Genomic DNA, 17,125 nt, shown 5'->3' with positions numbered 1-17,125 from the left:
GCGGAAGGAATTGGGGGAACCCTTCCGCAGCCGCCCGGCGCCACGCCGGTTCCGTGGAACCGGCTGTCATCACTCGCACCTATGAGGCACTTTCCAAGTTACAGATACAGTTTGTGTGTTTCAGGCATTTACCCTGTGCGTTGGCTGGCAATCCTGCTCCCGCGGTGCCTGCAGAGTGGGCCACGCGTGCTGCGTGCCTTACAGCTGTGCGGCTTAAAAGCGAAGGCACCGGCGGCCCTGGCAGGAAAATGGGGGAAACCTGCTGCAGACCACCGGTGCCGGGCAAGCATCCCCATGCTTGCCTCATCACTCGCACCCTCAATGAGGTAATAACTACGTTAGGGGCCGAGTTTGTGTAGAAGCTGCGGCGACCATGTGAGCAAGCTGTGAATGCCGCCCGCCCGGCCCGGCACACGCCCGGTTCACGGGCCCACGGACCGGTGGCGGATGTCCGGGGCGCAGACTGCGGATGCGGCGCCGCACGCCGAACTGCAATGATGGACCAATGAGCAACCGAATCGCATTCCTTGGCTGTGGGTCCATGAACGAGGCCATCATGAGCGGCATGCTGGAGGCCGGAACAGACCCGGCAGACGTCGTGGCCACCGTCCGGCGCGCCGAGCGTGCCGCAGAACTCGCCCAGCGCCACCCGGGCATCACGGCCATCGCCGGCGAAGAGGAGCCGGACAACAACAAGCAAGCCGCCACCGGCTCCGCCGTCGTGATTCTCGGCGTCAAACCGGTGGGCATCGCCGACCTGGCCCGTGAGATCAGCGGGTCGCTGTCCCCGACTGCCATCGTGGTCAGCGTGGCCGCCGCGGTGTCCATCGCGCAGCTGGAGGCCGCGCTGCCGGCCGGCCAGCCGGTGATCCGGACCATGCCGAACACCCCGTCCAAACTTGGCCGCGGCGTCGTCTCTGTGTCGCCGGGAACCAGCTGCACCGCAGAGCAGCTGCAGCTGGCCAAGGACGTCCTCAAAGGCGCCGGCACCGTAGTGGAGGTGCCCGAAGAGCAGGTGGATGCGTTGTCCGCCATCAGCGGTTCGGGCCCGGCCTACGCGTTCTACCTGGCCGAGGCCATGGCCTCCGCCGGCGTCGAACTTGGCCTGGATCCTGAGTTGTCGCTCCTGCTGGCACGGGAAACCGTCGCCGGCGCGGGCCTGATGCTGGCCGAACCCGGGGCAGACCCCACCGCGCTGCGCAAGGCCGTGACAAGCCCGAACGGCACAACGGAACGGGCCATAGCGACGTTCGATGACCGCGGCATGCCGGCGATCATCGCTGACGGCGCCCGGGCAGCCGCAGCACGGGCAGCCGAGATCACCTCCCAGCTCGCGTAGGCGGGCTCCGGCTACGGCCGGGCGGCGAATCTTTCGAGCAGGTCCACGTGGCCTGAAACAATCAGCATGTCCCGCGATGACACCTTGGTCTCCGGCCGGGCGTAGGTGAAGTCCTCGCCGGGGGTCTTCACACCCACAATTGTCACGCCGTACTTGGACCGGACCTTGGACTCTTCGAGCGTAAACCCGACAGTTTCCCGGGGCGGGTACATCTTCACGATCGCGTAGTCGTCGTCAAACTCGATGAAGTCCAGCATCCGTCCGGACACCAGGTGCGCGGCACGGACGCCGGCGTCTGCCTCGGGGTATATCACGTGGTTGGCGCCGATCCGGGTGAGGATCTTGCCGTGCGACGGGGTGATGGCCTTGACCCAGAGGTGCTGGATCCCCAGGTCCACCAGGTTCACGGTGATCAGCACCGAAGATTCGATGGACGTGCCGACTCCGACGACGGCGGAGCTGAACTCCTGCGCACCGAGCTGGCGCAGGGCGTCGATGTTGGTGGCATCGGCCTCGACGACGTGGGTGAGCACCGGGGCCCACTTCTGCACCAGGTTGCGGTCGCGCTCGATAGCCAGCACTTCGCGCCCTTGCTTGACCAGCTGTTCGGCGGTCGAAGAGCCAAAACGGCCCAGCCCGATCACCAGGACGGGGGCATTGTGGGCGGGGCGATTTACGGCGCCTGAGGGATCAGCCAATGATGGGCCTCTCTTCCGGGTAGTGGTAAAGCTGGCTGCGCTGGCGGAGGGCCAGCGCAGCGGCTAGGGTTACGGTGCCGACACGGCCCGCAAACATCAGGATGGACAGGACATACACGCCCGACGGCGGCAGTTCGGCACTGAGGTTGGTGCTGAGTCCCACCGTGGCGAAGGCTGAAATGGTCTCGAACAGCACCCGGTCCAGGGAAGCGCCGCTGATGTGCAGGAGCAGGAGCGCGGAGACGGACACAAGCGTTGCGCCGGCCACGATCACCGAGATGGCCACCCGCATGGTTCCCTGCGGGATGGTGCGGCCGTAGATCTTTACGTCTGCGTCGCCGCGGGCTTCGGCAACGATGGCCAGGAACATCACCGCGATTGTGGTCACCTTGATGCCGCCGGCCGTGGAAGCCGAACCGCCGCCGGCGAACATCAGGGCATCAGTCAGGAGCATGGTGGTGGGCTCCATGTGGTTCTGCTCCACCAGATTGAAGCCCCCGGACCGGGTCATGACGGAGGCGAAAAGCGAGTGCGTGATCTTGTCCCCGACGTTCATGGAACCGATGGTCCGCATGTTTTCCCACTCCATCACCCCCCAGAGCACGGTGCCGGCCGCCAGGAGGATGAACGACACCTGGATGGTGAGCTTGGTGTGCAGGTTCCATTTCTTCCAGTTGAGGCCGTTCTGCTGCAGCACCATCACAACCGGGAACCCCAGGCTGCCGAGGAAAACGCCCAGCATTAGCGGGATCAGGATCCAAAGGTCGGTTTCGTAGGGGACGATGCCGTCCGAGTGCGGGGTGAATCCGGCGTTGTTGAACGACGATATCGCGTAGAAGACACCGTGCCACACCGACTGGCCGAAACTTTCGCCGAGCGTCAGGAAGCGGGGGATCAGGGCAAGTGCGAGGACCCCCTCAATCACCACGGAAGTGGTGATGACGATCCGCAGCAGGGTACCCACTTCGCCAAGGCGGCCGGCGTTATTCATGGCTTCCTGGGCGATCAGCTTGCCGCGCACGCCGAGCTTCTTGCTGACCATGAGCGCCAGCAGCGAGGCCAGGGTCAGGGTGCCCAGGCCGCCAACGAAAATACCGATGAGGATGACCATCTGGCCGAAGAAGGACCAGTGCATGGCGGTGGACACCACAGTCAGGCCGGTGACGCAGACTGCGGACACAGCGGTGAAAAGTGCCTGGTGCAGGGGAGTGAAGTCGCCGGTGGCCGATGACGCCGGCAGCGACAAGAGCGCGGTGAATACGATGATCACTACACCGAACGCAGTCAGCGCCAGCCGCGCGGGTGAGGTGTTGGCGATGTTGTCGATAAAGTCGCGGATGCCCGTGAAGATCCATAGGCCCTCACGCTCCGGCATGCCGGGGTGCCAGTTAGCCGGGCTCATGGACCTCGGCTGGCTTTGCGTCATGGGCGGATTTTCCTCGGTTGAAACGGCTTCCTTCAGTAGTAAACCACTATATTCCGCGCAATGACCGGGAAAACGGGCCGTCCGGCTCAGGTAGCCTGTCCTTGATGACATTCCTGCCAGGTCTCTCCCAGCCTGCACTGCCGACGACGGTGGTGTGGGACATGGCCATGACTGCCTACAATTTTGGGCACGGGCACCCGATGGCGCCCGAACGCATGGAGCTCACCGCCCGCCTGGCCCAAAGCCTGGGGCTGCTGGACCTGGCCCACGTCACTGTGGCCGCACCGGAGGTGGCCAGCGACGACGAGCTGCGCACCGTCCACAGCGCAGGGTTCGTGGCGGCCGTCCGCCGCGTCAGCGCGAACCCGGACCTCACGGACTTTGAGCGCGGTCTGGGCACCGAGGACGACCCCGCCTTCGCCGGGATGCACGAGGCCAGCGCCCGGCTTGCCGGTGGTTCGCTGCTCGCGGCAGCCGCGATCCTGGACGGCAGCGCCGTCCGGGCCGTTAACTTCGGTGGCGGAATGCACCACGCGGCCAGGGAACGGGCCAGCGGCTTCTGCATCTACAACGACGCCGCCCTGGCGATCCAGAAACTGCTCGACGGCGGCGTGCAGCGAGTGGCATATATCGACGTCGACGCGCACCACGGCGACGGGACGCAGAACATTTTCTGGGATGATCCGCGAGTGCTGACCATCTCGCTGCACGAGACCGGGCTGACGCTGTTTCCGGGAACGGGCTTCGCGAACGAGATCGGCGGCCCGAACGCCCAGGGGAGCGCGGTCAACGTGGCCCTCCCCGCCGGGACAGGCGACGCCGGCTGGCTGCGGGCGTTCCATGCGGTAGTGCCGCAGCTGATCGGCGCCTTCGAGCCGGAGGTCATCGTGAGCCAGCACGGCTGTGATTCGCACCGGCTGGATCCCCTCACACACCTCAACATCAGCGTTGACGGGCAGCGTGAGGCGGCCACCGCCGTCGGGAATCTCGCGGCGCGTTACTGCGGCAACCGGTGGATTGCCACGGGAGGTGGCGGCTACAACGTGATCACCGTGGTGCCGCGCTCCTGGAGCCACCTGATCGCCATCGCAGCCGGCCGGCCCGTACCGCTGCGCACGCCCGTGCCCGAGGACTGGCGGCAATACGTCCAGGAGAAGTACGGCGCGAAGTACGGCGTGTCCGCGCCCGAAGCCATGGGCGACGACGTGGACCTGTGGTGGCGTTCATGGGAGGTCGGCTTCGACCCCAATGACGAGGTGGACCGAACCGTGATGGCCACCCGCAAGGAAGTGTTTCCGCTCTATGGCCTGGATCCCTGGTTCGATTAGCACCTCGTTCGACTAGCGCCTGGTTCGATTGGCGCCTGCTTCTATTAGGTGAGCGGCTTTTCCGTCTGGAAGACCACTCCGGCAGCGCCGATGAGCCAGCCCAGCAGGGACAGCGCGAAGGCGCCGATCAAGTCGGTGGACGCTGTTCCCTTGACCAGCCAAAGCAGCAGGACCAGCAGCCCCACCGCGAGGTAGACCACCACCGCGGCGACGATCCGCCCGGACAGCCTGGCCGTAACCTCGGCAGGGTTGAAGGCGACGCCGGTGTCCGCATGGCCGGGTGAGAGTTCGCGGCGGGCTTCTTCGTCGCGGCGCACCTCCGCAATGGTGAAGCCCAGGGCCGAGGCCGTCAGCGAGCTCATGGACGTCGCGAGGACGCCTGCGGCGGTAACCAGGGCTCCATTCAGCGGCGGTGCGACGGTCCTGCCGTCCGGCACCCAGAACCCGACGCGAAGAAGAACGGAGGACCAGACGGCCACGAACAGGCCCAGAAACACAAAAGCGATGATGTTGAACAGCTGCTGGCGCAGGAAATCCATGGCCACCCACCCCTCATGTTTGTGCGGCTGCAGCCGGACAGCCCGGGCCAACCGTGAGTCCGTTCTAGCACCGCGGCCGGTACGGGGCAATGGCCTTTGTGCGCGGGGCGAAATAGTGGATGCCATCCGGCGTATATGTCGCTAGGGTGGATCACATGGTGACAGACGACGTATTTGCCGTCATTGCTGAGGCAACCCGGCGTGACATTCTGGTATCCCTCCGCTCGGGGGACAAAGCAGTGGGGGAGCTGGTCGAGGAACTGGACGCCAGCCAGCCCACCATTTCCAAGCATTTGAAAGTCCTTCGCGAGGCCGATCTCGTCAGCATGCGCGCCCAGGGCCAAAAGCGCTACTACGCGCTCAACCCCAAACCCCTCGCGGGCGTTGCCAGCTGGCTGGAGACGTTCGACGTCGGGCCGCGGGCCGCCGTCGTAAGCCCGCCGGCAGAAGCTGATGAGAAAGCGGAGGCCGCCGCGTCGCCGTCGCCCGTTCCTGCCGGTGCGGGGACGTTCCGTCCGGGCACCGCCGAGGTGCCGGGCCGCTCCGCCGGAGGGGAACTGAGCCCGGCCGTGGCGATTCCGGTGGCCACCGCGGGAGATGACTCTGTGCCGCAGCAAATCGGCCGCACCGTGGGCCGCGCCGCGACGAAGGCCGCGGACCTCATCGCGAACCTGCCCAAGTTCGGCCGCAAAAAGTAGCCACTCACCCAACTGGCTTGCATTTAACGTTGTCAAAACAGTTTGTCAAAGCAGTTGTCAAAACCCGTTTTGGGTGGGTTAAATGCGAGTTAGTTGGGTGGGGCGTTCGAAAGCGGGACCGGGCGCGGCAGGTTTACTTGCCCAGGAGCCGCACGTGGTCCGGGGTCAGTTCGGAGAGCCTGCTGACGCCGAGCAGGGCCATGGTGCGGGTCATGTCCTTCTCCAGGATCTGGATGGCGCGGTCCACGCCGGCCCGTCCACCGGCCATGAGGCCGTACAGGTAGGCGCGTCCGATCAGCGTGAAGTCGGCGCCCAGTGCCAGGGCCGCGATGATGTCCGCCCCGCTCATAATGCCCGTGTCGAGCATGATGGCGGCGCCGGAGTTGTCCTTGGTGAAGGCTTCCTTTACGCCCGGCAGCAGGTGGAACGGGATGGGCGCACGGTCCAGCTGGCGGCCACCGTGGTTGGAGAGCACCACGCCGTCGGCACCGTGGTCCACCACCTTGCGGGCGTCGTCGACGGTCTGGATGCCCTTGACCACCAGCTTGCCCTTCCAGGTTTCGCGCAGCCAGTCGAGGTCCTCGAACGTCAGCGTGGGGTCGAACATGGAGTTGATCAGGTCCGCCACCGTGCCCGTGTAGCGCGAGAGCGACGCGAACGTCAGCGGCTCGTGCGTGAGGAAGTTGAACCACCAGGCCGGGCGGTAGGACGCGTCCAGCACGGTCTTCAGCGTGAGTGCCGGCGGGATGGTCATGCCGTTGCGGACGTCCCGGAGGCGGGCGCCGGCAACGGCGGTGTCCACCGTGACCATCAGGGTGTCGTTGCCTGCTTGGGCTGCGCGTTCGATCAGTTCGAGGGAGCGGTCACGGTCCGTCCACAGGTACAGCTGGAACCAGTTCCGTCCGTTGGGTGCGGCCTCGGCGACGTCCTCGATGGACGCCGTGCCCATAGTGGAGAGCGTGTAGGGGATCCCGGCGGCCTCGGCGGCCTGGGACCCGGCGTACTCGCCTTCGGACTGCATCATCCGGGTGAATCCGGTGGGCGCGATGCCGACGGGCAGCCGGGACGGCTTACCCAGGATGTCGGTGCTCAGGTCGATACTGGAGACGTTCCGGAGGATGCCCGGCCGGAACTCGATGTCCAGGAACGCTTCCCGGGCCCGGCGCAGGGTGATTTCGGCCTCGGCTGCGCCGTCGGTGTAGTCGAAGGGCGCCTGCGGGGTGCGGCGCTTGGCCATGTCCCGCAGTTCCCAGATGGTGCTGGCCCGCTGGAGTTTCGCGGCACGGCTGAACTCCGGCTTCTTGAACTGCATCAGCGGGGCGAGGTCCGAATATTTGGGCACGCGGCGCTTGAGCGCGGCGGGCACCGCGGCGGCCGCCCGGTTCACGGCGCCAGCCAGGGACGTGCCTGCGGCGGAGGCATCGGCACGTACGTTTTCTGCGGCCGGTGCGTCCGTTGTCTCGGGGGCCGGCGTGGTCTCCGGGTTGTTGGGCTGGATGGTGTGCGTCATTGCTGCCTCCGGGGCATAGGGCTGTGGGCTCTGGACAGGATGTTCTGTGGTCTAACCACACTCTAAAGGATGTGGTCCAACCACATCAAGTACCATTGGCCTATGCGCACCCATCAATTGGTCCTTCAGTGGATCGAGAACCAGCTTTCCAGCGGCGAACTGGCCCTGGGCGGCCGGCTGGCGGCGGAGCGGACGCTGGCCGAACAGCTGCAGGTTTCGCGCACCTCCGTCCGGGAGGCCATCCGCGTTTTGGAAGCCATGGGCGTGGTGCGCGCGGGTGTGGGGTCGGGTCCCGAAGCGGGCACTGTGGTCATCGCGGACCCGACGGCGGCCCTCGGCTCGGCCCTGCGCCTCCACGTGGCCACCACCCACCTCCCCGTTGCCGACATCGTGCAAACCCGCGTCCTGCTCGAATCCTGGGCAGCGGCCCGCGCCCGCACGGATTCGCCGGCCCTTGCCGAAGCTGCCGGGCTGCTGGATAAGATGGACGCCTGCCCGGATACGGACGAGTTCCTGGCACTGGATGTCCGCTTCCACCTGGCGCTGGCGGAGGCCGCGGGCAACGCCGTGGTCAGCGCCATGATGGGCTCGCTGCGGGAGGCGATCCAAAGCTACGCCGGAAAACTCACGGCCAACCTGCCGGACTGGGACGCCACCGCCGCCCGCCTCCGCGCCGAACACCGCGAGATCCTCGCTGCCATCAACAACCACGACGGCGGCAAGGCGGCCGGGCTTGTGGCTGCCCATATCGAGGGGTACTACAAAGAAGCCGGGCTGGGCCCGAAGGATTCGGACCCAGCCCGGCAGTAGGGCGTGTGAAGCCGGAGTCAGCGGAGCTCTATGTCCAGCGCCCGGAAATCGTGCGCCGCGTGCCGGCCCACCAGCAGCCGGAACCCGCCCGGCTCGAACTGCCAGCCGCCGTCGTAATGCCCGAACGCCTTCGCCGGGATGGCCGCACTGCCTCCTGACAAAAGCCGACCCTCCGTTGGGTCCTGACAATCATCGTATCCACAAAAACCAAGTCTGACTAGATTTTTAGGGAACGGAGTGAAATACACTGACTCAATGCCACCGACCAAGACACGCGGCCCTTACGCAAAAGGGGCGGAGCGCAGAGAACAAATAATCCAGACGGCCACGGATGTTTTTGCCACGGAAGGCTTCGAGGGTACGGCGCTCAAACGGGTGGCCGAGCTGGTCGGCGTGAAGGAAGCAACGCTGTTCCATTACTTCCGGGGCAAGCAGGAGTTGCTGACGGCGGTCCTTGCTGAGCGGGACCGGCGCGGCCTGGCCGCCAGCGACCAGGAGGAAGTAGGCCTCCGGCTGTTGGCGCCGATCGCCGAGCGGAACCGCCAGGAGCCGGGCCTGACGACCCTTTATGCCGTGGCCTCGGCCACCGCGAATCATCCCGGGCATGACTCCCACGCGTACTTCCAGGACCGCTACGCCCAGGTGGTGGAGGAGCTCGCCCAGGACATCGCCCGGCGCCAGGCGGCACGCGAAGTGCGCACGGACGTGCCTGCCACGATGCTCGCCCGGCTGGTGGTGGCAGCCTTCGACGGCCTGCAGCTGCAGTGGCTCTACGACAAGAGTGTGGACATGGCGGATGGCCTGACGCAGCTCGTCGACGTGCTGTTGGCGCCGCCCGCCGCCTGAGCCGGCCGCTGAGGCCCGGGGCCTCAGCCGGCGGCCTCAGCCCACAACCTACCGCCCGCGGCCTGAGCCGGCCTGGGGGGCTAGCCTTTCGCCGGTCCCGTGCTGCTGCGGGTCTCCAACCGCGGCTGGAACACCGTGGGCCCTTCGGTCCCCGCGTCGGAGGGGACGTGCCGGATGAGGTCGCGCATTCGGTGCCACGCCTGCTGGCCCAGCTCGGTGATGGGCACAGCGGCCGTAGTGAGCGTGGGGGTGGTGTAGCGGGCAAAGGGGATGTCGTCGAAACCGGTGACCGAGATGTCCTCCGGGACCCGGATGCCCCGTTCGTGGAGCCCGCTGAGCAGGCCCATGGCCACGAGGTCGTTGAAGGCCAGGACGCCAGTGGCCCCGCTGGCCAGGACCGCGTCCGCCGACTCGTGGCCGGCCTCGAAACTGGAGCCGCCGTCGATCATCTGGAGCTCGATTTCCGGGTGGGATGCCTTGAACTTGTCCAGCCCCAGGACGCGCAGGGCGTTCGAGGCGCTCCGTGCGGGCCCGGCCAGGAAAGCCAGCCTGGTGTGGCCAAGGCCTACAAGGTGCCCGGCCAGTTCCTGGATCCCCTGACCGTAGTCCACCATGAGGCTGGGGGCCTGGGTGTCCATGGTGGTGCGGTTGATCAGCACCATGGGGTGGAGCGACGGTGCCAGCTCCTCCAGTTCGGCATCGCTCATGCGCGGCGCGCACAGCACCAGGCCGTCACAACGGCGCCGCGCCTCACCCGCCAGGATGGCTTCCTCGCTGGAGACCTCGGAGGAGTCGGCGATCAGGACGCGATAGCCGTCCTGGGCCGCGGCCATGCTGAGGCCGCGGAGGATCGCCTGGAAGGTGGGGTTGGAGAGGTCCGGCACCACGATGCCGATGGTGTCCGTTTTGCCCAGGGCAAGACTCCGCCCAACCGGGTTCGGCTGGTAGTTCAGCTCGGTGGCCGCTTCCCGGACCCGTGCGGCGATAGTGGCGTCAACTGTGAAGTTGCCGTTCATGACACGCGACACCGTCGCATGTGAAACGCCAGCCTTGAGTGCGACGTCGGCAATGCCGATTCGCCGGGTAGTGGCTCTCCTGCCCATGTGGCCCTTTCCGGGCTTCTCCGGACTCCTCACCGTTTTGTCTTCCCCTGTGGGCGTTCCCGTTCGGAGCGATGGTTGACGTGAACGCCAGAGTCTTGATACAAAGCTTATAACGCTCCGAGAAAACGCTTTCTCATAATTCTCACGGCACCGCCACCGGCCGTCAAGCGGCCAGCGTTCCTGCCTTTCGAAAGGGTTACACCGCAATGGGCAACACAGCCAACACCGTCAATCCAGGCAGCACCGTCACCGCCGACGACACAACAGCCGGCGCAGCTGCTCCCGCCAGTGCTGTCCACAGGGCACGGATCGCATTGATCGGCACGGGCGGCCGTTCCGAAATGTACATCCGGGCGATCTACGGCAAGCACGCCGACACGGCAGAACTGGTGGGCCTGTCCGACGTCAACCCGGGCCGCGTGGAGTACTACCGGAAGCTCATCCAGGAACTCGGCGGGGCCCAGCCGGTCAGGTCCTTCGAGCCAGGCCAGCTGACGGCGTTCATCCAGGACAACGCAATCGAGCGCGTTGTGGTCACCACGCCCGATTACACGCACGCCGACTACATTGTGGAGGGCCTCGAGGCCGGCGCGGATGTAGTGGTGGAGAAGCCGCTGACCATCAACGCCGATGGCTGCCGCCGGATCACCGACGCCGTGGCACGGACCGGGCGCAATGTGGTGGTCACGTTCAACTACCGCTACTCGCCGCGCAACAGCGCGCTCAAGGAAATCATCCAGAGCGGCGTGATCGGCAAGGTCACGTCCATTGACTTCAGCTGGGTCCTGGACACAGTGCACGGTGCGGACTACTTCCGCCGCTGGCACCGTGAAAAGGAGAACTCGGGCGGTCTGCTGATCCACAAGGCGTCGCACCACTTCGACCTCGTGAACTGGTGGATCAACGATGTTCCGGAGCGCGTGTACGCTTCCGGCGGCCTGAAATTCTATGGCGACAAGAACGCTGCCGAGCGGGGCCTGGGTGCCCGCCCCGAGCGGGGCACCCAGGACACCGGCACTGACGCAGTGAAGGATCCGTTCGTGCTGGACCTGCGCGAGGACGACAAGCTTCGTGAGCTCTACTACGAAAACGAGCGCTTCGACGGCTACCGCCGCGATCAGGACGTCTTCACCTCCGGGATCACCATCGAGGACAACCTGGCCCTGGTGGTGGACTACCAGGGCGGCCCCATCCTCAGCTATTCGCTCAACGCCCACAGCCCGTGGGAGGGCTACCGCGTGGCCGTCAACGGCACCGAGGGCCGGGCCGAACTTGAAGTGGTGGAGCGTGCTGCGGTGCTGAACAACACCGACAAGAATACGGTGGTGGACCCCTCCGCCACGCCGGTCGAAGAAGAGGACGCCGTGCGCCGCAACGGCGAACGCCTGATTGTGCAGCGCCACTGGGAGGCAGCCTACGAGGTGCCGATCGTCAACGGCGAAGGCGGCCACGGCGGCGGCGACGAGCTCCTGCTGTCCGATCTCTTCAACGGCCCCGGCGAGGACCCGCTGGACCGGCCCTCCGGCTACCTGGACGGACTGCGCTCGGTCTCCGTCGGCATCGCCGGCAACGAGTCCCTCGCATCCGGGCTTCCGGTCCGCACCGCGGACCTGGGACTCGGCGCCGACCTCCGCCGAACCCCAGTGACCCGGGCACAGTGACCTGCGCCGACAGACCCGAATAAGGACCCGATAACCATGAGCAGGATTTTTGTCACCGGCGGTTCCGGCCGGCTGGGGCGCAGCGTTGTTGCCGGCCTCGCCGCCGCAGGCCACCACGTCGTCTCGGTGGACCGCGACGCGGTGCCGGCCGCGCAGGTGCCCGACGGCGTCGAGCAGGAAACTGCCGACCTCCTGGCGCCGGGGGAGGCCCTGCGCCTCCTGCGGGAAACAGCGCCCGACGCCGTCGTCCACCTTGCGGCGATCGCCGTACCCTTCAGCGCGCCGGAGGACGTCATCCTCAGCACCAACACGAGGCTGGCGTACGCGGTCATCAGCGCGGCGACGGAACTGCGCATCGGCAGGATCATCACGGCCAGCAGCCCCACCGTCCTCGGCTATGGCTCGCCCGCAGGCTGGCTGCCGGACAGCTTCCCGGTGGACGAGGAGGCAACTCCGCGGCCCTGGAACGCCTACGCACTGTCCAAGCTCATTGCCGAACAGACCGTGCGGATGTTCGCCGCCGCCCAGGGGGACGCCATCCGCTACGCGGCCTTCCGGCCCTGCTACGTGATTTCACCGGAGGAATGGGCGGGCGCGCCCACCCAGCAGGGCCACACCGTCCGCGAACGGCTGGCCGATCCCGCCCTGTCCGCCCCGGCGCTCTTCAACTACGTGGACGCACGGGATGTGGCTGACTTCCTGGACCTGCTGCTGGCAAAGATGGACACCATCCCCAACGGCCAGACCTTCTTCGTGGGGGCCGCCGACGCCCTGGCCACCGCGCCGCTTGCGGAACTGCTGCCGCAGTTCCTTCCCGGCAGTTCGGAGCTGGCCGCCGGACTTACGGGAGCCAGTCCGGCATTTTCGATCGCCAAGGCCCGCGAGCTGCTGGGCTGGGAGCCCAAACGCAGCTGGCGGACCGAACTGGCCCGGCCGCACACCGCAGGACCCCTCAACGACGAGACCCCTGCCGCGCTGGTCGCGGCCGGCACAGGATCCAAGGAGACCCCATGAAATTCGACGGCGTACTGTTCTTCCCCGTCACACCCTTCACCCCGGAAGGGCACGTGGATGTGGACATCCTCAAGGAACACATCACCTCCCGACTGCCATACGGCCCGGGCGGGGTGTTCCCCGCCTGCGGCACCGGCGAATTCCATGCGCTCAGCATTGAAGAGGTGCGCACCGTGGTGACTGCCGCCGTCGAGGCCGTAGCGGGTCAGATTCCGGTTGTTGCCGGTGCCGGCGGACCGCTGGGCCACGCGCTCGCCGCCGCCCGGGTGGCCGAGGAAGCCGGGGCGGACGCCCTCCTGGTCCTGCCGCCGTACCTCGTAACCGGCCCCACCGATGGCCTCGTGGCCTACATCGAGGCGGTGGCCGCGGCCAGCAGCCTGCCTGTGATCGTCTACCACCGCGGCAACGCCAAGTACACGGCCGCTTCCATGACCCGTCTGGCGGCCAACCCCAAGGTGATCGGCTTCAAGGACGGTCTGGGCGACGTTGGCCTGGCCCAGGAAATCGTCAGCGCCATCAAAGCCACCGGCCGCGAAGACTTCCTGCTCTTCAACGGCCTGCTCACCGCGGAACTGACCCAGGGCGCCTACCGAGGCCTCGGCATCCCGCTCTACTCCTCGGCCGCGTTCGCCATGGCACCGGAAATCGCCAAGGCCTACTACGACGCCTACATCTCCGGAGATGAGGACCGCCGGCACGCCCTGCTGGAAGGCTTCTACGCACCGCTGGTCCGCCTCCGCGACCAGACCCCCGGGTTTGGCGTCTCCCTGATCAAGGCCGGGCTGCGACTGGCGGGCCTGCCGGTTGGTTCGGTCCGCGCCCCGCTGGTTGACCCCACCGAGGAACAGCTGGTCCAGCTCAAGTCCATCCTGGCCAAGGGCTACGAGCTGGCCGGCCGCTAGTGGGTTCGCCAATTGCCGAAGAGCGGACGCTGCCCCGGATCACCGGACTTTCCAGCCGCATCCTCACGGTTCCGCTGCTGCGGAGCTGGGGTGCGGAGGCACCGGAAAACCATGTGATCGTCACCGAAATACAAACGGACGACGGCGGCACCGGCCACGGTTTCTCCTGGACCCCCACCATCGGTCCGCAGGCGGTCAGGGCGCTCCTGGATTTCGACGTCGCGCCTTTCATCACCGGGCTCGACGCGAACCCCGAGGGAGTGTGGGACCAGCTGTGGAAGCGCCTGCACGAGGCCGGCGGCGGGGGGCTCACCACTATCGCCATGGCCGGTGTGGACCTTGCGCTGTGGGACCTGCAGGCCCGCCGCGCCGGGACCTCGGTGACCGGGCTGCTGGGACAGCGCCAGGATTCGGTGGAGGTGTACGGCTCCGGCGTGAACCTGCACTATTCCCTCGAGGAGCTGGTGGCGCAGGCGGAACGCTGGGTGGCGGCCGGGCACAACGCCGTCAAGATCAAGGTGGGCAAGCCGGACATCCGGGAGGACGCCGAACGCGTGGCTGCGGTCCGCAAGGTCCTGGGCCCGTACCGGAAACTCATGATCGACGCCAACCAGCGCTGGGACCTGCCCGCCACGTTCCGCGCCCTGGAGGTGCTGGGGGAGTTCGGCCTCGAATGGCTGGAGGAACCCCTCCGGGCGGACGACCTCTGGGCCTACCGCAGGCTGCGTCAACAATCTCCTGTGCCCATCGCGCTGGGCGAGAACCTGCACAACATCTACCGCTTCCGCGACTTCATCGAGGCGGGAGCAGTGGACATCATCCAGCCCAATATCATCCGCGTCGGCGGCATCACGCCCTTCCGCCGCATCGTGGAGCTGGCCCGCACTCACAGCATCAGGGTCCTGCCGCACCTGCTGCCGGAGCTCTCCGGCCAGCTCGCGCTGACCATGGCCGAACCCACGCTGGTGGAGGACGTCGAAGACGCCTCCTTTGAACAGCTCGGCGTGCTGGACGCGCCGTCACCGGTGCAGGTCCGCGACAGCCGGCTCACCCTCACGGACCGGCCAGGGCTGGGGTTCGCCTTCCGCGGGCCGTCCTCCGATCATCAGAACAGGAATTCACTGTGACCATAGCAACCCTTGAGCTCACCGCCCTTACCGCCGCCGCTACCAAGGCGGCCAAAGCCGCTGCAGCCGCGTCCGACGTCGAACGGGCCGCCTGGCTGAACGCCGTCGCCGATGCGCTGGACGCCAACGTGACGGAAGTGGTGGCCATCGCCGATTCGGAAACCCGGCTGGGTGCCGCACGGCTCACCGGCGAGGTAGCCCGCACCACCGGACAGCTGCGGCTCTTCGCCGGGGTGATTACCGAAGGCTCCTACCTTGAAGCGGTCATCGACCACGCCGATCCGTCCGCGACTCCGCCGAAACCTGACCTGCGGCGGCTGTTGAAGCCGATCGGGCCGGTGGCGGTGTTCTCGGCGTCGAACTTCCCGTTCGCTTTCTCGGTGGCCGGCGGCGACACAGCGTCGGCGCTCGCCGTCGGCTGTTCCGTCATTGTGAAGGCGCACTCCGGCCACCTCCGCCTGTCCGAGCGGACGGCGGAAATCGTCACCGAGGCACTGACCGCTGCCGGTGCACCGGCGGGCATCTTCGCCCTGGTCAGCGGCCGGGATGCCGGTACCGCACTGGTGCAGGATCCCGCCATCAAGGCCGTGGGCTTCACCGGGTCAATTCCCGGCGGCCGGGCACTGTTCGACCTCGCCGTGTCCCGGCCCGAGCCCATTCCGTTCTACGGCGAACTGGGCAGCCTCAACCCCGTAGTGATCACTGCCGAGGCGTTGAAGGCCCGTGCCGGCGAGCTGGCCGCAGGCCTCGCGGGGTCCTTCACCCTGGGCGCCGGGCAGTTCTGCACCAAGCCGGGGCTGGCCTTCATCCCGGCCGGCACCGACTTCCCGGCACTGCTGGCCGAAGCCGCCAAGGACAAGGCCCCGGCCCCCATGCTGACCGAGCGCATTTCCGATGCGTACCCGGACGGACTACGGGCGGTGGCTGCACTGCGTACGGCGGCGGGACAGCCTGCCGTCGACGTTGTCAGCGGTTCGGTTGACCAGGACGCCACGCTGAACGGAGCGGCGCCGGTGATCTTCACGTCGACCGCCGCCAACGTGCTGGAGAGCCCGGACCAGCTGCTGGAGGAGTGCTTCGGCCCCACCACACTGCTGATCGAGTGCTCGGGAGCGGACGAGCTGAGCGAGGCGCTTGCCCTGGTGCCCGGCAGCCTGACGGCCACCGTCCATGCCCAGCCGGGCGAGGACGTGACCGCGCTGGTGGAGCAGCTGTCCGGCCTGGCCGGACGCGTGCTGTTCGACGGCTGGCCCACGGGTGTTGCCGTGAACTGGGCCCAGCAGCACGGCGGCCCGTACCCGGCCACCACCTCACTGTTCACCTCGGTGGGGGCGACGGCGGTGCGGCGCTTCCAGCGGCCAGTCGCCTACCAGGACGCTCCCGAAACGGTGCTGCACCCGGCGCTGCGGGAGGCCAACCCGCTGGGCATCCCGCGCCGCGTTGACGGCGTGCTGGTGCTGCCCTAGCTATTGCTGGTGGTGCCAGCCAACCGTCAGCCGGGCGGTCACTTGCCCGGCCGGTGGGCGGGCTGGCAGGCGACACAGGAAAATCACCCTACGGAAACGTTGCTGCAATCTTGCAGGGGGATGCTGATCCCAGGGTGATTGCCGGTCTGTCCTGATAACTGGAATCAGCTGATACAGCGCTAGGGGAGGGGCTCATTATGGATGCAGGCACGAATTCAAACGTCCGGACTTGTTCGGAGTTGTCGGCCGGTGAGGAAATCGAGGCCTGGCACAAAGGGCGTCTGTTCCACCGCGGACGCGTGGCCGAAACAATCCCGTCAACGGACCTGTTCTGGATTGTGGACTCACGGACCGGGGCACGCAAGCTCCTGGACGTGGAGGCCCTGGAAATAGTCCGGGTTGCAAGGACCGTCCCTGCTGAAGCTGTCCGCGCTGACGCCCTCCGCACGGAGGCTGTCTGCACTGAAGCTGTCCTTACTGAAACCGGCCACGTGGAAAAAGTCGTCCGGGGAGAGCGGGCCACGGCTCCGCGCGCTCCCAGGCGCGAACCCCACGTCGTCTGGTTCTCCTCGGCCGGCTAGCAGCCGCACTGGCTGCCGCGGCCGAGGAGAACTGTTCCGTGGGTTCCGCTGGCTCACGTGGGTTCCGCTGGGCTCGG

At 67.0% G+C, this 17,125-nt stretch carries 17 protein-coding genes; 11 read left to right on the top strand and 6 right to left on the bottom strand.

From position 1 onward, the window contains the following. Positions 1–505 precede the first annotated feature (505 nt). Positions 506–1,339 (top strand): pyrroline-5-carboxylate reductase, encoded by an 834-nt coding sequence (gene proC / locus FCN77_RS21200; protein ID WP_137323857.1) that lies wholly within the window; start codon positions 506–508, stop codon positions 1,337–1,339. An 11-nt stretch (positions 1,340–1,350) separates the two neighbouring features. Here the strand turns inward: proC and FCN77_RS21195 are convergent, their stop codons facing one another. After that, positions 1,351–2,037 carry a TrkA family potassium uptake protein gene (locus FCN77_RS21195; protein ID WP_137323856.1) on the bottom strand — a complete coding sequence of 229 codons (687 nt, stop codon included), beginning with the start codon at positions 2,035–2,037 and terminating at the stop codon, positions 1,351–1,353. Beyond that, the gene (locus FCN77_RS21190; protein WP_137323855.1) at positions 2,030–3,463 is read right to left on the bottom strand and encodes a TrkH family potassium uptake protein; all 1,434 of its coding nucleotides are present in this window, start codon (positions 3,461–3,463) and stop codon (positions 2,030–2,032) included. The genes FCN77_RS21195 and FCN77_RS21190 overlap by 8 nt, the downstream gene beginning before the upstream one ends. A gap of 104 nt (positions 3,464–3,567) precedes the next feature. Between FCN77_RS21190 and FCN77_RS21185 the strand changes: the two genes are divergently transcribed. Beyond that, entirely contained in the window at positions 3,568–4,791 is a 1,224-nt protein-coding gene (locus FCN77_RS21185) for an acetoin utilization protein AcuC (RefSeq protein ID WP_137323854.1), read from the top strand. Between the two features lie 44 nt (positions 4,792–4,835). Here the strand turns inward: FCN77_RS21185 and FCN77_RS21180 are convergent, their stop codons facing one another. Beyond that, on the bottom strand, positions 4,836–5,330 hold the full coding sequence (locus tag FCN77_RS21180; protein WP_137324899.1) for a hypothetical protein: 495 nt from the start codon (positions 5,328–5,330) through the stop codon (positions 4,836–4,838). Between the two features lie 155 nt (positions 5,331–5,485). Between FCN77_RS21180 and FCN77_RS21175 the strand changes: the two genes are divergently transcribed. Continuing rightward, entirely contained in the window at positions 5,486–6,028 is a 543-nt protein-coding gene (locus FCN77_RS21175; RefSeq protein WP_137323853.1) for a helix-turn-helix transcriptional regulator, read from the top strand. A 133-nt stretch (positions 6,029–6,161) separates the two neighbouring features. Here the strand turns inward: FCN77_RS21175 and FCN77_RS21170 are convergent, their stop codons facing one another. Continuing rightward, complete coding sequence (locus tag FCN77_RS21170) at positions 6,162–7,538, bottom strand: alpha-hydroxy acid oxidase (RefSeq protein WP_302646220.1); 1,377 nt, start codon at positions 7,536–7,538, stop codon at positions 6,162–6,164. 102 nt (positions 7,539–7,640) lie between these two features. Between FCN77_RS21170 and FCN77_RS21165 the strand changes: the two genes are divergently transcribed. Further along, on the top strand, positions 7,641–8,348 hold the full coding sequence (locus FCN77_RS21165) for a FadR/GntR family transcriptional regulator (RefSeq protein WP_137323852.1): 708 nt from the start codon (positions 7,641–7,643) through the stop codon (positions 8,346–8,348). Positions 8,349–8,365: 17 nt separating this feature from the next. Here FCN77_RS21165 and FCN77_RS26095 read toward each other — a convergent pair whose 3' ends face one another. Beyond that, the gene (locus FCN77_RS26095; protein WP_175417347.1) at positions 8,366–8,509 is read right to left on the bottom strand and encodes a hypothetical protein; all 144 of its coding nucleotides are present in this window, start codon (positions 8,507–8,509) and stop codon (positions 8,366–8,368) included. Positions 8,510–8,603: 94 nt separating this feature from the next. On the opposite strand from FCN77_RS26095, the gene FCN77_RS21160 reads away from it, so the two are divergent. Beyond that, the gene (locus FCN77_RS21160) at positions 8,604–9,194 is read left to right on the top strand and encodes a TetR/AcrR family transcriptional regulator (RefSeq protein WP_137323851.1); all 591 of its coding nucleotides are present in this window, start codon (positions 8,604–8,606) and stop codon (positions 9,192–9,194) included. 80 nt (positions 9,195–9,274) lie between these two features. Here FCN77_RS21160 and FCN77_RS21155 read toward each other — a convergent pair whose 3' ends face one another. Then, positions 9,275–10,297: a LacI family DNA-binding transcriptional regulator gene (locus FCN77_RS21155; protein ID WP_137323850.1), complete on the bottom strand. Its 1,023-nt coding sequence runs from the start codon at positions 10,295–10,297 to the stop codon at positions 9,275–9,277. A 206-nt stretch (positions 10,298–10,503) separates the two neighbouring features. Here FCN77_RS21155 and FCN77_RS21150 point away from each other — a divergent pair, with 206 nt between their 5' ends. The 6 genes from FCN77_RS21150 to FCN77_RS21125 all read left to right on the top strand — a co-directional run bounded on the left by FCN77_RS21150 (position 10,504) and on the right by FCN77_RS21125 (position 17,048). Beyond that, positions 10,504–11,958 carry a Gfo/Idh/MocA family protein gene (locus FCN77_RS21150; protein ID WP_137323849.1) on the top strand — a complete coding sequence of 485 codons (1,455 nt, stop codon included), beginning with the start codon at positions 10,504–10,506 and terminating at the stop codon, positions 11,956–11,958. A 36-nt stretch (positions 11,959–11,994) separates the two neighbouring features. Further along, complete coding sequence (locus FCN77_RS21145) at positions 11,995–12,972, top strand: NAD(P)-dependent oxidoreductase (RefSeq protein WP_137323848.1); 978 nt, start codon at positions 11,995–11,997, stop codon at positions 12,970–12,972. Further along, positions 12,969–13,874: a 5-dehydro-4-deoxyglucarate dehydratase gene (locus FCN77_RS21140; protein WP_137323847.1), complete on the top strand. Its 906-nt coding sequence runs from the start codon at positions 12,969–12,971 to the stop codon at positions 13,872–13,874. Before FCN77_RS21145 ends, FCN77_RS21140 begins: the two co-directional genes overlap by 4 nt. After that, complete coding sequence (locus FCN77_RS21135) at positions 13,874–15,001, top strand: mandelate racemase/muconate lactonizing enzyme family protein (protein ID WP_137323846.1); 1,128 nt, start codon at positions 13,874–13,876, stop codon at positions 14,999–15,001. The genes FCN77_RS21140 and FCN77_RS21135 overlap by 1 nt, the downstream gene beginning before the upstream one ends. After that, complete coding sequence (locus FCN77_RS21130; RefSeq protein WP_137323845.1) at positions 14,998–16,467, top strand: aldehyde dehydrogenase (NADP(+)); 1,470 nt, start codon at positions 14,998–15,000, stop codon at positions 16,465–16,467. The genes FCN77_RS21135 and FCN77_RS21130 overlap by 4 nt, the downstream gene beginning before the upstream one ends. 299 nt (positions 16,468–16,766) lie before the next feature. Next, positions 16,767–17,048 (top strand): hypothetical protein, encoded by a 282-nt coding sequence (locus FCN77_RS21125; protein WP_254678675.1) that lies wholly within the window; start codon positions 16,767–16,769, stop codon positions 17,046–17,048. Positions 17,049–17,125: the final 77 nt, after the last annotated feature.

The organism is Arthrobacter sp. 24S4-2, from assembly GCF_005280255.1.
GTDB lineage: Bacteria > Actinomycetota > Actinomycetes > Actinomycetales > Micrococcaceae > Arthrobacter.
The sequence above is the reverse complement of the archived record's forward strand: the minus strand, read 5'-3'. Positions and strand labels throughout refer to the sequence as shown.